The 21,639-nt window shown below is 72.1% G+C and carries 19 protein-coding genes, 2 tRNA genes and 1 pseudogene; 10 read left to right on the forward strand and 12 right to left on the reverse strand.

Going from position 1 to position 21,639, the window contains the following annotated elements:
• Positions 1-93: 93 nt before the first annotated feature.
• The 3 genes from ACZ4VT_RS32200 to ACZ4VT_RS32210 are packed head-to-tail and all read left to right on the forward strand — an operon-like array spanning position 94 to position 4,198.
• On the forward strand, positions 94-1,233 hold the full coding sequence (locus tag ACZ4VT_RS32200; RefSeq protein ID WP_467954952.1) for a hypothetical protein: 1,140 nt from the start codon (positions 94-96) through the stop codon (positions 1,231-1,233).
• A complete protein-coding gene (locus tag ACZ4VT_RS32205) occupies positions 1,230-2,861 on the forward strand; it encodes a hypothetical protein (protein ID WP_467954953.1) in 1,632 nt (543 codons plus the stop codon). The genes ACZ4VT_RS32200 and ACZ4VT_RS32205 overlap by 4 nt, the downstream gene beginning before the upstream one ends.
• The gene (locus ACZ4VT_RS32210) at positions 2,858-4,198 is read left to right on the forward strand and encodes an AAA domain-containing protein (protein ID WP_467954954.1); all 1,341 of its coding nucleotides are present in this window, start codon (positions 2,858-2,860) and stop codon (positions 4,196-4,198) included. Before ACZ4VT_RS32205 ends, ACZ4VT_RS32210 begins: the two co-directional genes overlap by 4 nt.
• A 177-nt stretch (positions 4,199-4,375) precedes the next feature.
• On the opposite strand, the gene ACZ4VT_RS32215 is transcribed toward ACZ4VT_RS32210, so the two are convergent.
• Positions 4,376-4,855, reverse strand: coding sequence for a MarR family winged helix-turn-helix transcriptional regulator (locus tag ACZ4VT_RS32215; RefSeq protein ID WP_467954955.1), 480 nt, complete (start codon positions 4,853-4,855; stop codon positions 4,376-4,378).
• Between the two features lie 113 nt (positions 4,856-4,968).
• Here ACZ4VT_RS32215 and ACZ4VT_RS32220 point away from each other — a divergent pair, with 113 nt between their 5' ends.
• The 4 genes and pseudogenes from ACZ4VT_RS32220 to ACZ4VT_RS32235 all read left to right on the forward strand — a co-directional run bounded on the left by ACZ4VT_RS32220 (position 4,969) and on the right by ACZ4VT_RS32235 (position 6,963).
• Positions 4,969-5,538 carry an NADPH-dependent FMN reductase gene (locus ACZ4VT_RS32220; protein ID WP_467954956.1) on the forward strand — a complete coding sequence of 190 codons (570 nt, stop codon included), beginning with the start codon at positions 4,969-4,971 and terminating at the stop codon, positions 5,536-5,538.
• 224 nt (positions 5,539-5,762) lie between these two features.
• Complete coding sequence (locus tag ACZ4VT_RS32225; protein WP_362808519.1) at positions 5,763-6,104, forward strand: hypothetical protein; 342 nt, start codon at positions 5,763-5,765, stop codon at positions 6,102-6,104.
• Between the two features lie 185 nt (positions 6,105-6,289).
• Positions 6,290-6,899 (forward strand): annotated as a pseudogene (locus ACZ4VT_RS32230) (bifunctional DNA primase/polymerase).
• Positions 6,890-6,963: transfer RNA gene (locus ACZ4VT_RS32235), tRNA-Lys, on the forward strand. Before ACZ4VT_RS32230 ends, ACZ4VT_RS32235 begins: the two are co-directional and overlap by 10 nt.
• A 78-nt stretch (positions 6,964-7,041) precedes the next feature.
• On the opposite strand, the gene ACZ4VT_RS32240 is transcribed toward ACZ4VT_RS32235, so the two are convergent.
• A complete protein-coding gene (locus ACZ4VT_RS32240) occupies positions 7,042-8,277 on the reverse strand; it encodes a M6 family metalloprotease domain-containing protein (protein WP_467954957.1) in 1,236 nt (411 codons plus the stop codon).
• 346 nt (positions 8,278-8,623) lie between these two features.
• Here ACZ4VT_RS32240 and ACZ4VT_RS32245 point away from each other — a divergent pair, with 346 nt between their 5' ends.
• On the forward strand, positions 8,624-10,543 hold the full coding sequence (locus tag ACZ4VT_RS32245; RefSeq protein ID WP_467954958.1) for a putative bifunctional diguanylate cyclase/phosphodiesterase: 1,920 nt from the start codon (positions 8,624-8,626) through the stop codon (positions 10,541-10,543).
• A 68-nt stretch (positions 10,544-10,611) separates the two neighbouring features.
• On the opposite strand, the gene ACZ4VT_RS32250 is transcribed toward ACZ4VT_RS32245, so the two are convergent.
• From ACZ4VT_RS32250 to ACZ4VT_RS32260, 3 genes are all read right to left on the reverse strand, one after another.
• Positions 10,612-11,922, reverse strand: coding sequence for a tachylectin-related carbohydrate-binding protein (locus tag ACZ4VT_RS32250; protein WP_467954959.1), 1,311 nt, complete (start codon positions 11,920-11,922; stop codon positions 10,612-10,614).
• Between the two features lie 69 nt (positions 11,923-11,991).
• Complete coding sequence (locus ACZ4VT_RS32255; RefSeq protein WP_467954960.1) at positions 11,992-12,267, reverse strand: hypothetical protein; 276 nt, start codon at positions 12,265-12,267, stop codon at positions 11,992-11,994.
• 5 nt (positions 12,268-12,272) lie between these two features.
• Positions 12,273-12,455: a hypothetical protein gene (locus ACZ4VT_RS32260; protein WP_467954961.1), complete on the reverse strand. Its 183-nt coding sequence runs from the start codon at positions 12,453-12,455 to the stop codon at positions 12,273-12,275.
• Positions 12,456-12,720: 265 nt separating this feature from the next.
• On the opposite strand from ACZ4VT_RS32260, the gene ACZ4VT_RS32265 reads away from it, so the two are divergent.
• Positions 12,721-13,707 carry a helix-turn-helix transcriptional regulator gene (locus ACZ4VT_RS32265; RefSeq protein WP_467954962.1) on the forward strand — a complete coding sequence of 329 codons (987 nt, stop codon included), beginning with the start codon at positions 12,721-12,723 and terminating at the stop codon, positions 13,705-13,707.
• On the opposite strand, the gene ACZ4VT_RS32270 is transcribed toward ACZ4VT_RS32265, so the two are convergent.
• The 4 genes from ACZ4VT_RS32270 to ACZ4VT_RS32285 all read right to left on the reverse strand — a co-directional run bounded on the left by ACZ4VT_RS32270 (position 13,704) and on the right by ACZ4VT_RS32285 (position 17,971).
• Complete coding sequence (locus tag ACZ4VT_RS32270) at positions 13,704-13,940, reverse strand: DUF397 domain-containing protein (RefSeq protein ID WP_467954963.1); 237 nt, start codon at positions 13,938-13,940, stop codon at positions 13,704-13,706. The two genes, ACZ4VT_RS32265 and ACZ4VT_RS32270, sit on opposite strands and share 4 nt — an antisense overlap.
• Positions 13,888-14,748, reverse strand: coding sequence for a helix-turn-helix domain-containing protein (locus ACZ4VT_RS32275; protein ID WP_467954979.1), 861 nt, complete (start codon positions 14,746-14,748; stop codon positions 13,888-13,890). The genes ACZ4VT_RS32270 and ACZ4VT_RS32275 overlap by 53 nt, the downstream gene beginning before the upstream one ends.
• Positions 14,749-14,903: 155 nt before the next feature.
• Positions 14,904-16,601 (reverse strand): glycosyl hydrolase family 18 protein, encoded by a 1,698-nt coding sequence (locus ACZ4VT_RS32280; RefSeq protein WP_467954964.1) that lies wholly within the window; start codon positions 16,599-16,601, stop codon positions 14,904-14,906.
• A gap of 254 nt (positions 16,602-16,855) precedes the next feature.
• Positions 16,856-17,971 (reverse strand): LLM class flavin-dependent oxidoreductase, encoded by a 1,116-nt coding sequence (locus tag ACZ4VT_RS32285; RefSeq protein WP_362808543.1) that lies wholly within the window; start codon positions 17,969-17,971, stop codon positions 16,856-16,858.
• A 229-nt stretch (positions 17,972-18,200) separates the two neighbouring features.
• On the opposite strand from ACZ4VT_RS32285, the gene ACZ4VT_RS32290 reads away from it, so the two are divergent.
• Positions 18,201-18,959, forward strand: a complete 759-nt coding sequence (locus ACZ4VT_RS32290; protein ID WP_030718073.1) for an IclR family transcriptional regulator — start codon at positions 18,201-18,203, stop codon at positions 18,957-18,959.
• Between the two features lie 102 nt (positions 18,960-19,061).
• Here the strand turns inward: ACZ4VT_RS32290 and ACZ4VT_RS32295 are convergent.
• From ACZ4VT_RS32295 to ACZ4VT_RS32305, 3 genes are all read right to left on the reverse strand, one after another.
• A tRNA-Lys gene (locus ACZ4VT_RS32295) sits at positions 19,062-19,135 on the reverse strand.
• Positions 19,136-19,265: 130 nt separating this feature from the next.
• Entirely contained in the window at positions 19,266-20,972 is a 1,707-nt protein-coding gene (locus ACZ4VT_RS32300) for an AMP-binding protein (RefSeq protein WP_467954965.1), read from the reverse strand.
• Between the two features lie 26 nt (positions 20,973-20,998).
• Positions 20,999-21,592: a lytic polysaccharide monooxygenase auxiliary activity family 9 protein gene (locus ACZ4VT_RS32305; protein ID WP_467954980.1), complete on the reverse strand. Its 594-nt coding sequence runs from the start codon at positions 21,590-21,592 to the stop codon at positions 20,999-21,001.
• Between the last annotated feature and the right edge of the window lie 47 nt (positions 21,593-21,639).

A 21,639-nucleotide genomic window follows, 5' to 3' on the forward strand; every position in this document is an offset into this window, starting at 1 on the left:
ACCCGCCCCGCCCACCCCGCGCCCGCCCCGCGCCCACCGCCGGTTTCCGCGCTAAGTCCACGATTGTCAGTGGCGGATGGGACACTTCCGCCCGTGAGCTCCTACCCGCCCAGCAGCCCCGCGCAGCCGACCACGCTGCGGCAGCGGCTCGCCGGCCTGCGCGGCCCGGCCGTGCCGCCCCGTCCGCTCGACGCCCGGGCGCTGGCGGCCCTCGCCGCCAATCCCGGCTGCGGCAGACGGGCCCTGCTCGACGGCGCCGGCGTGGACAAGAACGCCCTCGCCACGGCCCTCGGCTCGCCCGCCGCGTTCGGGCAGTCGCAGTTCGCCATAGTCCGCGGGAACTCCTTCGAGGCCAAGGTCAAGGGCGACGGCGGCGCCGAGCTGCTGCGTCTGGTCCACGCGCACCTCGACCCGGGCGCCGAGCCCCCCGGCGCGGGCACCCACGTCCCCGACCTCACCGCCGCCGGGCCCGAGGGCCGCTCCGCGCGGACCGCCCTCGCCCTGCGCGAGGCCACCGCGGCGCAGGCGTGGACCCTGCTGGACCACCCGATGCTGGCTCTGGAGGTGGCCGGCTCCCCGGCCTACCTGGAGCCGGACGCCGTGGTCGTGCATCCCGACGGCCGGTGGACCGTCGTGGAGATCAAGTCGTTCCCGATGATCGACGGTGCCGCCGACGCCGCGAAGGTGGGCGCCGCCGCCCGCCAGGCCGCCGTGTACGTGCTGGCGCTGGAGAAGACCGCCGGGAAGCTGGCGGGCGCCGAGGTCGGGCACACCGTGCTGCTGGTCTGCCCGAAGGACTTCTCCAACCTGCCCACCGCCTCACCCGTCGACATCCGCCGCGAGCGCTCGGTGACCCGGCGCCAGCTGGACCGGCTGACCCGGGTCGAGGAACTGGCCGCGGCGCTGCCCGAGGGGATCAGCTTCGACCCGGCGACCCGGACCGCCGAGGAGCTCGCCGAGGCGGTGTCCGCCGTCGACGCCGCCTACGCACCCGAGTGCCTGGCCGCCTGCGAGCTGGCCTTCCACTGCCGGGACCGGGCCCGCACCACGGGCGCGGTGACCGCGCTCGGCCGTTCCGTACGGGGCGAGCTGGGCGCGCTGACCACCGTCGAGGAGGCCCTCGCGGCGGCCTCCGGGGCCGGCTGCGCCGAGGATCCGACCGCCGCCGCCCTGCACCGCGCGGCCCGGCTGCGCGCCGAGGCCCTGGGGTCGGCGGCGGGGGTCGGCGCATGAGCCTGCTGAACACGCTGGCCCGGCTGCAGGCCGTACGGGCGGGCCGCGCCCAGCCGCTCGCGACCGTACGGCACCGGCACCTGAGCGAGACCCCGATGGTCTTCGTGCCGCTGACCACGGCCGGTGAGGCCGGTGCTCCGCTGGGCGCGCTGGTCGGCACGGACCGGCACGAGCCGCGGGTGTTCGTGATACCCCAGCCGCGCGACCGGGACCTGCGCTGGGCGTTCCTGGCGGACCTGGCGGTCCCCGTGCTGGCCCACATCGACGCGTACGCGGACGTCGTGGAGCCGGCCGAGCGCAGCGAGACCGACCCGGAGACGGGCAAGCGGGTCAAGGTGGAGACCGAGCTGTGCGTGGACGCGCCGCAGCTGATCGTGCCGAGCCGGGCGGGTATCGAGTACGTACGGCTGCTGGGGCGGTCGATGCGGTTCCGGCGCACCGCCGAGGAGGAGCCGGAGAATCCGTATCCGGCGCCCTCGCACGTGCCGATGCTGGGCCGCTGGTTCACCCATCTCGCCGAGCGCTCGCGGGTGCCCGGCTCCTCGATGCTGCTGTCGGCGACGGATCTGCTGTCCCGGCACTGGGCGACCGGCCAGAGCAATCTGGAGGACCAGCACCTGGGCGCGCTGCTGGGCTGGATCGACCCGCCCGAGGGCCTCTCGGGGGCCGAGGCGGCGCTGCGGGCGGAGCTGGGCCGCGACGCGGAGGGCCGGCTGCTGTGCCCGCCGGCCGGTCCGGCCACCGACCCGGCCTTCGACAACACGCTGCTGGCCCCGGCCATCGCCCGCTACGACGCGGCGCGCACGGCCCTGGCGGCCGGGCCCGGGGACGACGACCGCGGGGACGACGGCCGCGGGGACGACGGCCGCGGGGCGCGGCGGGCCGAAGAGGTCCGGAAGGCCGAGGAGGCCGTGCGCCGGCTGGTCGTGGACCAGATGTCGAACACCTGGTGGGCGACGTGGGAGGCGATCGACCTGCTGCGCGCCCTGCCGCCGGGCGAGCGCGCGGAGGAGCGCTGGACGCGGGACCGCTGGTCGTACACCGGCCACCGGGACCGTGTACGGGCGGGCGAGCCGCCGCAGCCGCGCCGCGACGACGCGGTGACGGCCGCCCAGAAGCTGGCCACGCGGGAGACCGAGCAGGTGCGGCTCGACGCGCAGGAGGCGCTGGACGACCCCCTCGTCATGGCGGGCCGGCGCCTCGCGGGCGAGGCCTTCGCCGGTGAGGTCACCGAGGTGGTGATGGAGTGGACGGAGTCGAAGCGGCCGAGTCCGCGCCCGCTGGTGACGGTGGCCACGGAGGACCGGCCGCAGCTCGCGGACGGGGGCGGCGGGAAGGTGTTCCGTTCGCTGGACGGTCGCCCGCAGAGCGCGCAGTTCGTACGCTTCGAGGAGGACGGGCGGCTGGTGCTGCGGCTCCTGGACAAGATGGGCCGCGGCCGGGACCCGGAGCCGGGGTCCGTCCCGGAGAAGGGTGACCGGGTCTGCTGGACGCTCTTCGAGCACGACGCGCGCGGCGGCCCGAAGCTCCCGGAACCGGAGCAGACGCCGTGGACCCACGGCGGCCCGCCGGGGCACCTGAGCGCCGTCCCCCTGCCCGACGCCGTGACCGACGAGGACCTGCTGTGACCGCGACCACATCCTTCGATCCCGGGGCCGCTGCCGCCGAGGCGACCGCCGCGATCCTGCGCGACACCCTGCACGGGGCGGAGCGGGGCGTGGTCGTCGACTCCCCGCCGGGGGCCGGCAAGTCCACGCTCGTGGTCCGGGCGGCCCGGGAGCTGGCGGCGGCCGGGCGCCGGCTGATGGTGGTCGCGCAGACGAACGCGCAGGTCGACGACCTGGTGCTGCGGCTCGCCGACAAGGACCCGGAGCTGAAGGTGGGCCGGCTGCACAGCAGCGAGGGGGACGCCTACGATCCGGCGCTGCGCGAACTGCCCTCGGTCACCCTGTCGGCCAAGCCGAAGGACCTGGCAGAGTTGCCGATCACCATCTCGACGGCGGCGAAGTGGGCGTTCGTCAAGGACGTCGAGCCCTGGCAGCACGCCATCGTCGACGAGGCGTACCAGATGCGCTCGGACGCGCTGCTGGCCGTGGCCGGGCTGTTCGAACGGGCGCTGTTCGTGGGCGACCCGGGGCAGCTGGACCCCTTCAGCGTGGTCGGCGCGGAGCAGTGGGCGGGCCTGTCCTACGACCCCTCCGCGTCGGCGGTGAGCACCCTGCTCGCGCACAATCCGCAGCTGCCGCAGCACCGGCTGCCGGTGTCCTGGCGGCTCCCGGCGACGGCGGCTCCGCTGGTGTCCCGCGCGTTCTACCCGTACACGCAGTTCCGCAGCGGTACGGGCCCGGGCGAGCGGCGGCTGTCGTACGGGGTCCCCTCGGACGGGTCGGGCCCGGACCGGGTGCTGGACGAGGCCGCCGAGGCGGGCTGGGGCCTGCTGGAGCTGCCGGCGCGGCACACCCCGCGCACCGACCCGGAGGCGGTCGGGGCGGTGGCGCGGGTGGTCCGCCGCGCCCTGGACCGCGGGGCGGTGACCTCCGACGAGCGGTCCGAGGGCCCGTCCCCGCTGACGGCGGACCGGATCGCGGTCGGCACCGCCCACCGCGACCAGGCGGCCGCGGTCCGCGCGGCGCTGGCCGCGCTCGGGGTCACGGGGGTCACGGTGGACACCGCGAACCGCCTCCAGGGCCGTGAGTACGACCTCACGGTGGTCCTGCACCCCCTGTCGGGCCGCCCGGACGCGACGGCCTTCCACCTGGAGACGGGCCGCCTGTGCGTCCTGGCCTCCCGGCACCGGCACGCGTGCGTGGTGGTGGCCCGTGCGGGCATAGCGGAACTCCTGGACGACCACCCCTCGACGGAACCGGTCCAACTGGGCGTGACGGTGAAGTTCCCGGATGGCTGGGAGGCGAACCACTCGGTCCTGGCCCACCTGGCAGAACACCGCGTCCCCTGGCGCCCGTAGCGGCACCTGCCGCACGCGAAGCCGCCCCACTCGCCGGACGGAGTCCGGCACGCCGCCGGAGGCGGCAGACGAACACAGTCCGGATGGCTGGGAGGCGAACCACTCGGTCCTGGCCCACCTGGCAGAACACCGCGTCCCCTGGCGCCCGTAGCGGCGGCCGGGCCCGCCACCTGGGGCTCAGGCCTTGCGCTGGGCGCCCAGGCGTTCGCGGAGGACTTCGCCGACTTCGGCGAGGGTGTGGAGCTGGGCCGGGGTCAGGATGTCGATCAGGTGGCGGCGGACGGATTCGACGTGGAGGGGTGCAGCCGCCGTGATGGTGGCCACGCCCGTCCCGGTGAGGACGACCTCCGCGCCCCGGCCGTCCGTGGCCACCTCCTCGCGGCGGACGATGCCGCGCTTCTCCATGCGGGTGAGCTGGTGGGACAGCCGGCTGCGCGACCACTGCATCAGTTCGGCCAGCGCGGTGATCCGCATGCGGTGGCCGTCCGTGGAGCCGAGCACCGACAGGACGTCGTAGTCGGCTTCGGAGAGCCCGCTGTCCTGGCTGAGGTCCCGCGCGATCTCCGCGTCGACCAGCGGGAACATCCGCCGCCACGCGTACCAGGCGTCCTGTTCGGGCTCCGTGAGCCAGCGGGGCGGCTCGGATGCGGGGGTCATGTCTTCCACTTTAGCCAGGTCGGTGACACATCATCTATCTCGTTGACATGTCATACACCCTGCGGGTTTTATAGGTGACACATCAACAACCGCATCGACCGGGAGCTCCTTCCATGACCCGCCTGCACGTCATCTCCGCCGCCACCCGCCCCACATCCTCCGGCCGCCCCCTCGCCCGCTGGGTCACCGAGCAGGCCCGCGACCGCGGCGGCTTCGAGGTCACCCCCGTCGACCTCGGCGAGATCGCGCTGCCCTTCCTCGACGAACCCGAATACGCCTCGACCGGGAACTACACCCACCAGCACACCCGCGACTGGAGCGCCCTGGTCGACTCGGCCGACGCCTTCCTCTTCGTCCTGCCGATGTACAACGGCGGCTTCTCCGCCCCCTTCAAGAACGCCATCGACTTCCTCTACAACGAGTGGAAGGGCAAGCCCGTCGGCCTCATCAGCTACAGCGCCGGCCCCACCGGCGGCATCGCCGCCGCCGAGATGCTGCTGCCGGTGCTCACCCGCCTCGGCATGCTGCCCGCCGAGCGGTCCGTCGCGATCCCGGCCATCCCGAAGCTGATCGGCCCCGAGGGCTTCGAGGCGCCCGAGACGCTCGTCGGCGAGCTGGCCGGCGTACTGGACGACGTGGCCGAGCTGGCCGCGCGGCGCGCCGCGGAGTCCGTCACGGTCTGAGCAGACTCACGACGAGGCGGGTGGCCGTACGTGGCGTGCGCGTACGGCCCGCGCGCCGGCTCCGGCCGATCGCCCGTGCGACTCCCCCGCCCCTGAGACGGCAGGCCTGCTCGTGCGCCTCGCCAGCCGTACAGGTGTTCCAGCCCATCGCGTGGGGTCTTGCGTGGCGTTGGACAATGGACGGTGGCCCGGAAGCATTTCGCACGCGCAGCAGGAGGACACGGATGGCAGAGCCCGAGCGGACCGAGCGACGGCTGCGGCCGGCGCCTCTGCTCTTCGAGCCCTCGGAGGCCGCGGGGGATCCGGAGCACTTCTTCGACCTGGAATCGATCGAGGACCCCCGGGAGCTGCTGACCCGGGCGACCGAGCTGGCCCTCGCCTTCCGGGCGGCACAGGACCGGGCCGTGGAGTTCCAGGCGCTCGCGGCGGCGCAGCTGGCGGACCCCCGGCGCTTCGACCGGCTCGCGCCCGCGGTGATCGCCGAGCAGGCGGAGTGGACCGAGGACTACGCCCTCAAGATGATCGAGTTCGGCGAAACCCTCCAGCGCGGAGCCGGTACGCCGTAGCGGGAGCCGCCTTCAAGCCCCGCCGGCGTTCGAGGCGCTGGGGGTGGGTGGCCCAGGACGCAAGCTGAGGCCAAGCGCAGCGGACTGGCATATGCGGGGCGCAACATACCGCAGTGACAGCCACCGCGTCCCGATTTCCGGTGACTCCCGGAAACCGGGTCGCTACGGCCGGTAGACCTTTGCATATGACGACGCTGACGATGGCTCCCGCTTGCCCCACCCGCACCACACGGTCCGCGCACGCCACCCACGTCACCCCGCAGGGCGCCGCCTGGCTCGCCTCCGCCTCCGCCCACCCCCGGAGCACCCTCGCGCTCTGGCAGGCCCGGCCCGGCCTGCCCGCCACGCTGCCCTGCGGGAGCGCCTTCGACGTCGTCAACGTCCCGCTCGTCCTCGGGCGTCGCGTCCTGGACCTGCTCTGGGCCGAGGGGCCCGGCTCCGGCCCGGTCGCCGTGCACCGCGGCCGGATGCTCCTCTTCACCTCCCCCGGCACCGCCCACCGGCTGCCCGCCCTGCTCGCGTGGGAGGAATGGGGCGCCTCCCGTACCGCCCCGGCGCCCCTGTGCCACGGCCCCGGCGACGCCGTCACCGTGCCGCCGCTGGCCCCCTCCCCCGGCCCCTCCCGGTGGCTGGTCGCCCCCGATGCGCGGACGCCGTGGCTTCCCGGGCCCGAGGCCCTGCTCTGGGCCTTCGTACGGGCGGCCCGCAGCCCCGCACCGACCGGACCTGGGGATATCGATTTTTCGTTCCGCGGATCCTCCTGCTAATGTCTTCCTCGTCAGCAAGCGCCGCTAGCTCAGTTGGTTAGAGCAGCTGACTCTTAATCAGCGGGTCCGGGGTTCGAGTCCCTGGCGGCGCACAGACAAGAAGAAGGCCCCCACGCGAATGGGGGCCTTCTTCGTCGTGCCACAGCCGCACCACGACGGCCGCACGACCGTCAGGTCGTGATCTTCACCGTGTACGCGCCCGACCTGGTCCGGTCCGCCACCTCGATGGTGATCCGCTCCCCCGGCACGGTGTACGCCTCGCCCACCTCCAGCGGCGCGTCCGCCAGCGGCGGGTAGACCGAACGGTCCCAGCACGCCTCCGTGTCCGGATGTGCGTCCATCACCTCGATGGGACCGCCCCCGGACGCCGCCTCGTTGCGCACCCGGTAGACCAGGACCCCTTCCGTGCAGGTGTCCCCGTCGTTGCCGGCGGAGCCCCGCGCCTCGACGGCGATGGCGCTGCCGGGGCCCGTACGGATCACCGCGAGCCGGGTCCCGCCGGTGCCGCCGCTCGGCGGGGCCTGCGCCAGCGGCTGGAGCGTGTGCAGGGAGGAGCCCGACTGCACGCAGTCCACCTGGGAGGCGTCCAGCCAGCCCAGCTTCCACTTGTGCCAGGCGAAGAGGTCCGGGGCCATCCCGAACTGGCTGCCCATGACGTCCCAGTCGCCCACGTACGTGTCCCAGTCGCCCTTGCCGTCCGTGGGCCGGTGGTAGAGGTCGGGCAGGTCGAAGACGTGGCCGGTCTCGTGCGCCAGTACGTTGCGGTCCGGCGGGTGGCGCTCGAAGACGGTGACGATCCGCCGCAGTTCGGTGCCGTCCGCGGCGATCGGGCGGTCGAAGTTGACGACCTTGGTGGCGTCGGAGTCCACTCCGGGCGCGTCCGGGTCGGCGACGAAGTAGACGATGTCGTACTTGGCGAAGTCCACCTCGGCGTCGGCCGCCTTGACCGCGTCCCGCAGGTAGGCGGCCCGGTCCCCGGGGGCCCAGTCCCGCTTTATCCCGTACGCGGTGGACGGCTTGGGCATCCGGATCCACTGCTTCTGCGGGTGCGGGGTCAGCCGGAACCGGCCGTACGAGGCCTGCTCGAAGAACTCGCTGGTGGCGGGGAAGTGGTCGCGGGCGAGCTCCGTGGTCGTGAGGGTGGTGCGGTGGTCGGGGAAGGAGAGGAAGACCATGACCGCATCGAGCGTGCGCTCGGGCTTGGGGTAGGCGCCGTTCCAGCTGTCCAGGCCCAGCGAGTGGTGCGCGCCCGTCCGGGTCAGCGCGCAGGGGCCGGCGCCGGAATCGGCCACCGCGGGTCCCGCGACGAGCGACATGGCGGCGAGCGCGGTGAGGGAGGTGAGCGCCGCGGCGGTACTTCGGATGCGGGAACGGTCCACTCGCCCGGGTGTCTGCTGTCGCGCCACATCGACCTCCGGTGGTGGATTCGTGCCTGTTTAGCCACCTTGAGGCGATTGTCTTACTAATGCCCTGTTCCGCTGCCCCACACGAGTGAGCAATGGGGCAAGTCGGTGACCCCCGGACTTCACGCACCTGCCTACAGAACGTCACGACCGATCACCCGAGATCAGTCAGGGCCTTCGCATGTTCACAGCCGCGCAGAAACGATCAAGCGATCTTGGTCCGGCGATCCGTCATCACGCCGAACTCCCGGAGCTCACGCGGCGACGCCGCTGGATAGGGCCTCCCGGCAGCCTCTATGATCGGCACACTTTCCTGCACGGACACTCACGAACACTGCGGGAGCCAACGGTGAGCGGAACCTCAGAGGGAACCGGTTCGGCGGCCGACAGCATCCGATCGGCCATTACGGAGCGTCACACGGCAGTTCCGGCCGTGCCGGCAGCGCCTTCGCGCGCCGAGTCGGAGCGGCGCGACTACCGGGCCGCCTTCAACGCGGCCCACCTCGCCATGGCGGTCGTGGACCGCGACGGCTACGTGGTCGCCGCCAACGAGGCCTTCGCCGGGCTGCTGGGCAGCGAGCCGCACGCGCTCGTCCACCAGTGCGCCGCGGACCTGGTGGACCTGGCCGCGGAGGCCCGCACCTGGGCCGCGTACCAGGAGGTGCTCCGCGGCCGGCAGGCCCGGCTGCGCTGCACCCGCCGCCTCAAGCACCCCGACGGGCACTCGCTGTGGACCGAGGTCACCCTGGGGCCCGTACCCGGGACCGGGGACGTCCTGCTGTCCGTCTCCGACATCAGCGACCGCCGCGACCTCCAGGCCCGGCTGCGGCACTTGCAGATGCACGACCCGGTGACGCGGCTGCCCAACCGGGCGCTGTTCTTCGAGCGGCTCTCCGCCGCCCTGGAGGCCTCCTCGTACGATCACGGCGGCACCGGCCGGATCGGCCTGTGTTACCTGGACCTCGACGGGTTCAAGGCCGTCAACGACACCCTCGGCCACCGTGTCGGGGACCGGCTGCTGACCGCCGTCGCGGCCCGGCTGACCCAGTGCGCCGACCAGTCCGGGTACGGGCGCACCGGCGGGCACCTCGTCGCACGGCTCGGCGGCGACGAGTTCGCCCTGCTGGTCGAGGACTCCACCGGCACCGAGCAGCTCGCGGACCTGGCGCGGAGCGTACTGGCCGCCGTACAGGAGCCGTTCGACCTGGCCGGGCAGCGGCTGTCGGTCTCCGCGTCGATCGGGGTGGTGGAACGGACCACGGCCGGCACCTCGGCGACCGGGCTGATGCAGGCCGCCGACACGACCCTGTACTGGGCCAAGGCGGACGGCAAGGCCCGCTGGACCCTCTTCGACCCGGAGCGCAACGCCCACCGCATGACCCGGCAGGCGCTCTCCTCCACGCTGCGGCCGGCGGTGGAGCGCGGGGAGTTCGAGCTGGAGTACCAGCCGCTGGTCGACCTGGAGAGCGGAGTGGTGCGCGGGGTCGAGGCCCTGGTGCGCTGGAACCACCCGCAGTTCGGCACGCTCACGCCGAATCGGTTCATCGGAATTGCGGAAGAGGACGGCTCCATCGTCCAGTTGGGGCAGTGGGTCCTGCGGACGGCCTGCCGGCAGGCGCGGCGCTGGCAGATCGAGCAGCCCAGCGACGCACCGGTCTTCGTGTCGGTCAACGTGGCCGTGCGCCAGGTGTGGGACTCCGACCTGGTGGGCGACGTCGCGGAGATCCTGGCCGAGACGGGCCTGGCGCCGCAGCTGCTCCAGCTGGAGCTGACCGAGTCGGCCGTGATGGGCTCGGCGGGACGGCCGTTGCAGGCCCTGCAGGCGCTCAGCGACATGGGCGTGCGGATCGCGATCGACGACTTCGGCACCGGGTACTCGAACCTCGCCTACCTCAGCCGGCTGCCGGTCTCGGTGCTGAAGCTGGACGGCTCCTTCGTACGGGGCTTCCGCTACGAGGAGGGCACGCACCCGAACCCGGCCGACGAGACCATCGTCGAGGCCCTGGTCCAGCTCGCGCACCGGCTGGGCCTGACGGTGACCGCGGAGTGCGTGGAGACCGCCGGGCAGGCGGCCCGGCTGCGCCGCGTCGGCTGCGACACCGGGCAGGGCTGGCTGTTCTCGCGCGCGGTGGCCCCGGACGTGATCGCCGGCATGATCGGCCGCCAGACGCAGGCCGCCGAGGCTTCCGCGGCCTCCGCCGCCGCCTCCGAGGCGGCCGCCGCACGGCCCGACGGACCCGCCCCGCACCGGCCCGGCCCGGGACTGTGACCAACGGGCCGGCCCGTACGAGAAGGCCGGACCGCCCGACGGGGGTCCGGCCTTCTCTCGCGCGGGGGCTAGCCGTTGACGACCTTGTCGTAGCGCAGGGCGACGTAGCCGGAGGCGGCGTGGCCTGCGATGCGTCCGTCGCTGCCTCCGTTGAGGTAGTCCTGACCGCGCATCATGTCGTCGTTGGTGTTGGCCTCGTGGATGTACGAGAACTTCCCGGCGGCCTTGTCGACCCACTTCTCGAAGAGCACCACGTGCCCGTCCAGCGTGTTCAGCGCGTCGCCGGGCTGGAGGTCGGACTTGGAGATGGTGGCGGCGACGCCCGGCAGGCTCTGGGTCGTGTAGCTGGTACTGGCGTGCCAGACCATGGAGACGAAGCCGGAGCAGTCGGTGCGGTACGTGTGGTCGCCGTCCGGGTCGGAGGCGTATGCGCCCTGGTTGTAGGGGATGTCGCGGCTCAGCCAGTTCGCGGCGCGGCTCATGATCTCGCTGCGGGCGATCTGCCCGCCCTTGGTGGACGGGGTGGGGGTCGGGGGCGCCGGCGGCCGGTAGGTGCAGTCGTTGGCGAAGGCGGACAGCAGGGTCTGGGTCCAGCCGCTCGCGTCGACCGGGTCGGCGGGGTGGTAGGCGATGTCGTCGCCCTTGCCGTCGGTGGGGTCGGCGTCGTGGTACCAGTACATCCCGCCGTTCGTACGGCCGTAGTAGAGGCCGCCGCCGGGCGAGACGAGGCTGTCGACCGCCGACCAGCCGGAGCTCTTGAGCTCCGAGCTCTCCCAGTCTCCGACGCCGTTGATCTGGTACGAGAGCAGCCTGCCGTCGGCGGTGCCGGCGATGAGGACGTCGTCGCCGGCGGCGGCGAGCGTCTTGAGGACGAAGCCCGTGTCGATCACCGCGTGCTTGGCGATGTGGGCGGATCCGCTGGGCTTGGCCTGGGAGACGTTGTAGCGGTGGAGCTGGCCGGCGACCGTGCCGTAGAGGTGGCCGGCGCCGTCGTAGGTCAGCTTGTCGAAGGTCCAGCCGCCGTCCCAGATCTTGGTGACTCCGGCCAGGGCCAGCGCGTTGTCGTTGGTCTGGATGTCGACGCGGTACAGGTCGCCGGCCGTCGAGGTCACGAGGACGGTGTTGAAGTTGAGGGTGGCCATCGCCTTCGGCGTGAAGCCGAGGTTCGAGCCGATCAGGGTCTTCACCCGGTCCCCGGTGTTGGGGGATATCGCCGTGTAGGTGAGGCGGCCGTCGGCGAGCGTGCCGTAGATCGAGACGTCGCCGCCGCAGATGGCGGCGGCCTGGGCCGGCGCCGAGGTGAGGGTGACCATGCCGAGGGTGGTGGCAGAGACGGCCAGGGTGGCGGCGAAGCGGCGCTTGAGGGACGACGAGGACATGGGTGTCTCCGGATTCTGGGCAGCCCTGAGGTACGGGTGGCGGGGCGGGGCAGGGGCGGAGCCCGCGCGTCAGCGGCGCGGCTCGGGGGTGCGGTAGCCGTGCGCCCGCAGCGGGGCGCGGGCGCCGTCGAGGATGGCGCGGGCCTGGGTGAGGGCCGCGGCTTCGGAGGCGGCCCGCAGGAAGAGGTAGACGTCCACGCCGTCGGCCGCGGCTTTGGCCCGCAGGTGTTCGAGGCCGTGGGCGGCGGGCGTGTGGGCCCAGATCAGATCGGAGACGAGCGCGAGCACGCCCTCCTGGTCCGGATCGGTACGAGGCCCTGAAAGGGAGGCTCGGATGACGCGCATCCCGGCTAGTCCCAGTTGACGCTGTCCTCGGCGGACGCGGGCGCCGTGTCCCAGTTGATGCTGCCGTCGGCGGAGGCGCTGACGCGGTGGTTCCCGGCGGAGGCGGTCACCGGGGCGGTGGTGACCGCGCCGGCGCACAGGGCGGTGAAGAGGGTGGCGACAGCGGCGAAGCGGGCGGTGCGGGACATGGTTTCCCCCAGGTCACAGGCTCGGAAGCGAAGCGGTCGGTGCGGTGTGCTGCGCGCTGGTCCGGATCGTCCTTGCGGCTCTGGCCTGAGTCGGGGAGTTCCCTCCCCGCCGTCCCGGTGAACACCATGTTGCTGCCCGCGGGACCTGCGAAGAAGAGGTTCCGGCTGTCACCAACAGGCCTGGCACCTTGGTGACAGACTTCGCCTACGATCGCGGGGGCGACGCTCGCCGGGGGCGGCCCAACTACAGCCGGGGGGCTGGGAGATGCTGCAATCGCTGGGGCTCGGAGCCGACGTGGAAGCCGTGTACCGGGGCATGCTGGCCGACCCCTCGGGAGGCATCACCGAGCTCAGCACCCGCCTCGGCCTCACCCCGGCCCAGGTCCGCGAAGGCCTGGACCGGCTCGTCGACCTCGACCTGCTCAGACCGTCACGGGACTGCCCGGGCGGCCTGCGCGCGGTCCGCCCCGAACTGGGCCTGGAACTGCTGCTGCGCCGCCAGGAGGAGGAGCTGGCCCGGCAGCAGCAGGAGCTGGCCCGCGGCAAGGCGGCCGCGGCGCAGGTGGTCTCCGAATTCGCGGAACTCAGCCCGAACACCGAAGTCGACGGCGCGGAACGGCTCGTGGGGATGGACGCCATCCAGGGCCGCCTGGAACAGCTCGCCCACGGCCTGACCCGCGAATGCCTGGCGATCCTGCCGGGCGGCGCCCTGTCCGAGGCGAGCCTGGAGGCCTCCCGGCCGCTGGACCAGCGTGCGCTGGGCCGCGGCATCGAGATGCGCTCGGTCTACCAGGACAGCGCGCGCAACGACCCGACGACCCTGGCCTATGCGCGATGGCTGACGGAACAGGGCGGCCAGGTGCGGACGAGCCCGCTCCTGCCGCCGCGCCTCCTGATATTCGACCGCGCGGTGGCGGTCGTCCCGATCGACCCGGACCACTCCCGCCTGGGCGCCCTGTGCACCAGCGCGCCCGGGATCGTGGCCTCCCTCACCACCCTGTTCGAGCAGACGTGGAACTCCGCCGTACCCCTCGGCGCGGACCGCCCCCGCCCCAGCGACAGCCGCCCCACCGCGACCGAGCTCGAACTGCTGAAGCTCCTGGCCTCGGGCATGACCGACGAGGCCGCCGCCAAGCGCCTCGGGGTGTCCCTGCGCACCGTACGCCGCCAGATGTCCGCCCTCATGGAACGCCTCCACGCGACGAGCCGCTTCGAAGCCGGCCTCAAAGCGGCCCAGCAGGGCTGGCTTTAGAGGCTGCGGACGAAGGTGGTGAACGCCTTCGGCGCGACCGTGAAGACCGGCCCGCCGGGGTTCTTGGAGTCCCGGACTGCCACCGTGCCGTTTCCTCCGGTGGTTCCGCTGTACGAGGCCTTGTCCCAGGCGGCTCCGCCGAGGGGGGCGCACTCGACGCACTCGCCACCGGTGTTTCCGCTATAGCTCGACTTGCGCCACACCGCGTTGGTCAGGTTCTGGCTGGTGCCCATAACGTTCCTCCATTACGCGGATGATCAATGCCGCCGAGTCCTCCACCGAGAGAGCAGCGGCCTGCAAGTGAGCGTAACGAAGGGCGCCTTCCTTGACCGTGTCAGGGTTGGCCGTCATGTGTCCGGAGATCAGGTCCTCCGAGTAGACGATGTCCGGGTCGTCATCGAACCGCATGGTTGTGAACGAACCAATCAGGCTGGCGTGTTCACCGGCTGAGAACGGGAGCACCTGGATCCTGACCCACCGCCTGTCACGGAAGCTCAAGAGGTGAGCAAGCTGATTCCGCATGGTCTCCCGACCACCGATCGGCCGGTACAGGGCGGCTTCGTCCAGCACCACCCACACCATAGGCGGATTGCCCCGGCCCAGGAGTCGCTGACGGTCCAGGCGGGCCGCTACCAGATCATCCACGCTGTCCGGCAGTCCTGTCGCCAGCACCGCGCGCGCATAGGCCTCTGTCTGGAGGAGTCCGTACACCAGCTGGGCCTGGTACGTAGAGATGTATGCCGCCCGGGCCTCCATCTCCGCGAACGGCTGGAACCACGTCGGCAAGACGCTCCGCAGGACCAGCCCCACCAGGCGGGAGAAGTGCCCGTCCGTGACGAGCGCCGCGTCCACCCGTTCCGAGAAGTCGCGCGTGGGGACCCTACGGCCGTTCTCGACCATGCCGATCAGGGAGCCCGTGCAGTAGATGACGTCGCCCAGCTGCGACTGCTTCAGCCCGGCGCCTTCTCTCAGGCGTCGCAGCTCATAGCCGTAGTAGTCCAGCGGCGAGGCACTGGGATCGATTTCACGGGCCTGAACCATGCGACGGCACCCCCAAGCGGAATTGAGCTTGTCGCCGAGCGTAGCGGCACGAATACACACCGGTGGCGCGAATCCGGCAACCATGTCACACACCTCCGCCCCGCCCCCGGAGAGGGGACAGGGCGGGGTGTCGCTCGGCGCGGGGTGGGGGGAGATCAGCAGGCGCCGAGGTCCTTCCAGACACCCCATTCACCGGTGGTGCCCGGCGTCTCGTTCTGCGTCCACCACTGGGCCTTGTACTTGCGGCCGTTGTGGGAGACCTCGTTGCCGGCGGTGTAGACGGTGCCCGCGACGTACGCCGGGGTCGAGCCGCAGCCCGTGGTCGGCGGGGTCGTCGGCGGCGTGGTCGGCGGCGTCGTGGGCGGAGTCGTCGGAGGCGTGGTCGGCGGGGTGGTCGGCGGGACCGTGGCGGAGCCGAGCGCGTCCGAGATCTGGTTCAGCAGCGTGGTGTTGTTGTCCAGGCCGAGCAGGGAGTACATCATCGCGCCGGCCAGGCCGCGCTGCTTGCCGTAGTCGACCCGGGCCTGGATGGCCTTCTGGTTCAGGCCGGTGAAGAACTCGCCGTCCTTGTAGAAGTACGAGGCCTTGGCCTGGTCGTCCCAGAAGGTGGTCGCCGGGTTGTCGACGAGCCCGCCGAGCTCCTTGTAGTTGGCGATGCCCGCCTGCTGACTGGTGGGCCGGGCGGCCGAGGCGCCGGTGGCGGACTGGGCGAGGCCGTTGGTGGTCCCGGCGGGGACGCCCTTCCAGCCGCGGTAGTAGAACTCGTAGCCCAGGGTCAGCTTGTTGGCGGGGAAGCCGCCGGTGATGCCGTAGGCCGGGTTGCCGTCGATCCAGGAGTCGATGGCGTTGTCGATGCTGTACTTCTGGGTGCCCGGCGCGATCGGGTCGGTCGGGTCGTTGGCGCCGGAGTACAGCGGGGACTGGTGGTACGTCGGCCCGTCGCCGTCCCAGGCGCCGTGCATGTCGTACGTCATGATGTTGGCGTAGTCCAAGTACTGGCCGATCTTGTCGGTCTCGATGTACTTGATCTTGTCCTGGCCGGCCGGGAGGGCGGAGGTCAGGAGGTACTTCTTGCCGCCGTTGGCCGCGCCGTAGGCGTCGAGCTGGGTGCGGAACTCCTTGAGCAGGAGCGTGAAGTTCTGCTTGTCCTCGGGGGCGTAGTGGTTGCCGAGGTGGCCGCCGGACGAGCCCGGGTACTCCCAGTCGATGTCGATGCCGTCGAAGATCCCGGCCGCGACGCCCTGCCCGCCGTAGCCGCCCTCGACCGGCAGGTTGCCCTTGATGTACTGGTCGACGCAGGAGGACACGAGCTTCTTGCGGGAGGCGTCGGTCTTGGCCGCGTCGCTGAAGTACTTCGAGTAGGTCCAGCCGCCCAGCGAGATGTTGATCTTCAGGTGCGGGTACTTGGCCTTCAGCTGCTTGAACTGGTTGAAGACGCCGACGATCGGCTGGTCCCACTTGTCGGCGACCCCGCTGACGCTGTCCGCCGCGCTGAAGGACTTCTGGTAGTCGGCGTACGAGTCACCCGCGCCGTCACCGGCGTTGGGGTTGTTGTCGTCGCCCGCCGCCTTGTTCGCCTCGAAACAGGTGAGGTCGGTGGGGTGGATGTTGCCGAACGAGTAGTTGATGACGTCCAGCTTGCCCGCTATGCCGCGGGTGTCGAGGTGCTTGGGGTAGAAGGCGTTCCCGTACACGCTCCACTGGTCGTAGTAGGCGATGCGGACACCGCCCGCCGCGGCGGTGGTGCCGGCGCCGGCGGCCTGGGCCGTGCCGAGTCCCGCGAAGGAGGCAAGCGCTCCGGCTGCCAGCGCGGCCGTGGCGGCGGCCGCGATGAGGGGTTTACGGATGTGCATGAACTGCCTCCGGGGGGCTGGGAGGAGAGAGCAAGAGGTCGGGTGAGAGAAGTGATAGCGATCACTCCAGCCCCGCGTCAATGGTTCGGACCAAAGAAGGACTAGACCACTCCGGCGCTATTTCCCCAAGTCAGAGAGTTGAGCGCACATCAGAAACCGCTCGCCACCCCGGGTGACGAGCGGTTTAAGGCTGCCTTCAGACATCCCCCCGCAAGGTTTCGTCAACAAACCAGCCAAACCCCGTTTGCATACGACTAGTCGGCCGCCGGCGCCTGCGCGGGCATGGCGTACGCGTCTGCGACGAGCTCGTACGAGCGCAGTCGGGCCGGCCCGCTGTGGGCGTTGGCGGTCAGCATCAGCTCGTCCGCGCCCGTTCGCTTGGCGAGGTCGTCCAGTCCGGTGCGGACCTCGTCGGGGGTGCCGTGGACGATGTTCGCGAGCCAGCCGTCCACGAACTCCCGCTCCGCCGGGGAGAAGGGGTACGCCGCCGCCTCCTGCGGCGTCGGGACCAGGCCGGGCCGCCCGGTGCGCAGCCGCAGCATCGAGAGCGCGCCCGTGAGCACCTGGGCGCGGGCCTCCGCGTCGGTGTCGGCGGCGAGTGCCGAGACCCCGATGACGGCGTACGGGGCGTCCAGGACGGCCGAGGGGCGGAAGCTCTGCCGGTAGAGGTCGAGGGCGGGCAGGGTGCCGGCCGCCGAGAAGTGGTGGGCGTAGGCGAAGGGCAGGCCGAGTTCGCCGGCGAGCCGGGCGCTGAAGCCGGAGGAGCCGAGCAGCCACAGCGGCGGCCGCCCGGCGGGGCCCTGGACCGGGCCCGGTACGGCGTGCACGCGGGCGTACGGGTGCCCGTCCGGGAAGTCGTCGTCGAGGAACCGGCGGAGCTCCATGAGCTGGCGCGGGAAGTCGTCCGCGGACTCGTCGAGGCGCCCGGCTCCGCGCAGCGCGGCGGCCGTGCGCCCGTCGGTGCCCGGGGCCCGGCCGAGGCCGAGGTCGATCCGCCCGGGGGCGAGCGCCTCCAGGGTGCCGAACTGTTCGGCGATGGCGAGCGGGGCGTGGTTGGGCAGCATGACCCCGCCCGATCCGAGCCGGATGCGGGAGGTGTGCGCGGCGAGGTGGGCCAGGATCACGGCCGGCGAGGAGCTGGCGACGCCGGGCATGGAGTGGTGTTCGGCCACCCAGTGGCGGTGGTAGCCGCGGGACTCGGCGAGCCGGGCGATGGCCACGCTGGTGCGCAGGGAGTCGTGGGCGGTGCTGCCGGCGCCGACGGTGACGAGGTCCAGGACCGAGAGCGGTACGGTGGCCCGGCCCTGCGCGGCGCCCCGGATGCCGTCGTTCCTGCCGTGCTGTCCATGTGCGCCACCGGTGTCACTCATCGTCGCTCCCGTCTCGCCGTGTCATCCGTACGAAGAATTCGAACCGTGAACGGCGGCCGGGCATTCCCGGCGCACCGGGACAGCGCGCGTGACCATGGCATATGCCAGTGGAGTAGATCCTGGCAGAGAGACATGATTGAGCCATCAATCTCCCCAACAGGCGCTCCACATGGGCCTCTTGATGGCTATCGTGGTAGGGCAAGCGGTAACAACCTGCTAGGGGGAAACCGTGGCGCTGAAGCCCGAGCCGACCGCGCCGTTCCACTCGGTGCAGTACGCACTACGCGTACTCGAAACGATCGCACGGCACACCGGTGGTGTGACCGACGTGCAGATCGCGCGTGAGACCGGCCTGCCCGCCGTCCATCTCGCCCCGATGCTGCTCATGCTGCGTCGGGAGGGGTATGTCCTGCAGGTGTCCGACGGCGCCTACGCCATAGGGGACTCCCTCGTCCTGCTCGGCTCGGGCATCGACCGACAGCAGGCGCTCACGGACAAACTGCAGGAGACCCTGGACCGGCTGCGCGACTCGGTCGGCGCGGCCGTCTACATCAGCCGGTACGTGGACGGCGAGGTCAGGATCACGCAGTTCGCGGACAGCCCCCGCACTCCCAAGGTGCACGAGTGGGTCGACTTCCGCTCCGCCGCGCACGCCAGCGCCGTCGGAAAGTGCCTGCTCACGCAGCTGGACCTGAACGGGCGGCGCGACCACCTGTCCCGGCACAAGATCGCCCGGCTCACGTCGAAGACGATCGTGAACGAGCGGATCCTGTTCTCCAAGCTGGACGCCCAGCCGGCCACCGTGCCGATGCTGGACCTGCAGGAGTACGCCGTGGGCACCGTCTGCGCGGCGGTCCCGATCACGGCCGGGGCCTCGGTGGGCTGCCTGGCGCTGTCGATGCCGGTCGAGCACGCGCACCGGCTGCGCGCCGCGGCGGACACCCTGAACCGGAAGGCCGCGCCGCTGCTGCTGTCGCTCACGCTCTGACGGCGGGAACGGCGGGCACTGCGGGCAGACGCCGGGGCCGTACGCGGACCGGAAAACACTTCGGGCGGTTCCCGGTGAACCGGAAACCGCCCGAAGGACAGGTGCGCCGCCAGGGACTCGAACCCCGGACCCGCTGATTAAGAGTCAGCTGCTCTAACCAACTGAGCTAGCGGCGCCTGCTGACAGAGAAAATACTACCTGGTCCTCCGGGGTGCTCAAAACCAATAGGCCCGCCCCGCCCTTTCTCCGTTTCTCGGGCTCTGCCCGAACCCCAAAGACCTGGGGCTCCGCCCCAGACCCCGCTCCTCAAACGCCGGAGGGGCTGTCGTTCAGCCTCGCCGGCCAGTGGTCCAGGAGGCGGGTACGGCCCTGGGACTCGTACGCGGCCAGGAGGGTGGCCAGGGCCTCCGCGTCCAGCAAGGCGTAGCCCCCCGCAGGGGAGCGGTGCCAGACCGGGTCGGCGCAGCGGAAGGCGGCCCGGCGGAGGGAGACTCGGTGGATCTTGTTCGTCGCCGTGACCGGCATGGCCGGGAGGATGCGGACGTAGCGCGGGGACATCTTCGTGCCCAGGTCCGGCTGAGCCGCCAAAAAGTCGGCGAAGGCGGCCGGCGAGAACGCCGCGCCCTCCCGGAGGGACACCGCGGCCATGACCTGGTCCCCCGCCACCTCGTCCGGGACGGCGTAGACCGCGACCGCCGCCGCGTCGGCCCAGCGGGCCAGGATGTTCTCGATCACCGCCGCGGCGAGGTTCTCGCTGTCGACCCGCAGCCTGTCGTCCGTACGGCCCGCGAAATAGAGGAAGCCTGCCGCGTCGCGGAAGAAGAGGTCCCCGGTCCAGTACCAGCCCTCCCGGGTGCGGTCGGCTTCCGCGGCCGGGTTGCGCCAGTAGCCCTCGAACAGGCTGCGGCCGCGGTTGACGAGTTCGCCGATCGCGGCCGAGCCGTTGAGCAGGCGGCCGGCCTCGTCCAGCACCGCGGCCGGGCATTCCGCGCCCGTCTCCGGGTCGATCACCGCCAGGTCGTCGCCCGCGCCCGCCCGGCCCAGGGCGCCCGGCGGGGTGTCCGGGGTCCGCTGGACGGAGGCGCCGCCCTCGGTGGCTCCGTAGCCCTCCACCAGCCGGACCCCGAACCGCTCGGCGAAGCGGGCCGCGTCCACCGCCCCGGCCTCGGTGCCGAAGCCGAGGCGCAGGCTGTGCGCGCGGTCGTCCGGGCGGGGCTCGGTGGCCAGCAGGTACTGGATCGCCCGCCCGACGTAGGTGAAGTAGGTGGCGCCGTACGCCCGTACGTCGTCCAGGAACGCCGAGGCCGAGAAGCGCCGTCGCAGCGCCACCGCGGCCCCGCCGACGAGCGCCGGCAGCCAGTCGGCGATGACGGCGTTGCCGTGGAAGAGCGGCATGCAGACGTAGTGGACATCGTCCGGGGTGACGGTGAACCGGCGGGCCAGGGCGGATCCGGCGGCCGCGAGGCGGCCCTGGGTGCAGATGGCGGCCTTGGGGGCGCCGGTGGACCCGGAGGTGAAGTAGAGGAGGAGGCGCGCGTCGGGGGCGGGGGTACGCAGGGCCGCCTCGCCTGGCTTGGCCGCGGCGTAGGGCGCGAGCAGGGCCTCGTACTCCTCGGTGCCGGTGACCAGGACGCGCACGCCCGGCAGGTCCAGCCCGCGCAGCAGCGGCAGGTGGGCGCGCTCGGTGATCAGGATCCGGCAGTCGGTGTGCAGGATGTCGCGGGCCAGCTCGGGGCCGCGCCGGGTGGGGTTGATCCCGGCGACGGCGGCCCCGGCCAGGGCCGCCGCGCCGAGCCAGAACGGGAACTCGGGGGTGTTGTCGAGCAGCACCCCGAGGTGCGGCTCGGCCCCCTGAGGCATGAGGTCGACGAGGAGCGCGGCGCGCGCGGCGGCCTCCTGGGCGGTCCGGTGGTGGGTGAGGACACCGCCCTCGTGTTTCAGCCCGGGCCGGTGGTCGCCCCATTGGCGCGCTATGAGCTCCGCGACGGTTTCGGGTGCAGTCGTCGTCCGCATGCCGCCGGAGGGTATCTGACGTTGCGTCAGAATTGAACGTCGGAGCAGGCGTAGAAGGCCATCGGGGTGTCGTTGACGGTCCAGACGGCCAGGATCAGGTGCCGGCCCGACTTGCCGCTCGGCATGGCCCCCTGGTGGACGGTGGTCATGGCGGGGCGGGCGCCGTTGTAGGCGACGGTGAGGAAGGGCTGGGGTTCGAGGTCGGCGCGGGTGAGGGCCTTGGTGCCGGTCCAGCCGTTCTTGGTGACGTAGTACTTGAAGTCGGTGGTGGAGTGGTTGGCGGTGAACTGCCACCGGAAGGCGTAGCTCTGCCCGCTGGTCACCCTGGTGGCGGGCCAGGCACCACCGCGCGGGTTGTCGAGCTCGGCGAACTGCGAGAGCCCGCCGGAACATATCTTGCCGTCGGCGGGGCCGGCGGCCGGGAAGCCCTTGAAGCCCTCGACGCTCTGCGGCTCCCACTGGATCGCCCCGCAGTCGGAGACGGTCTTGTTGGCGCAGAGCTTCTGGCGGCTGATGGGGGTGTCGGTGTAGCCGTGGCTGCTGGCGCTGGGGGCGCCGATGAGGGTGATGCCGGCGACGAGGCCGAGGCCGAGCGCGGCGACGCCGGCCCGTCCGGGCATGCGGACGTTACGCATGATGCTCCTTGAACGTGGGGGGAGTTCGGTGA

This window comes from Streptomyces sp. NPDC029164 (assembly GCF_055563995.1).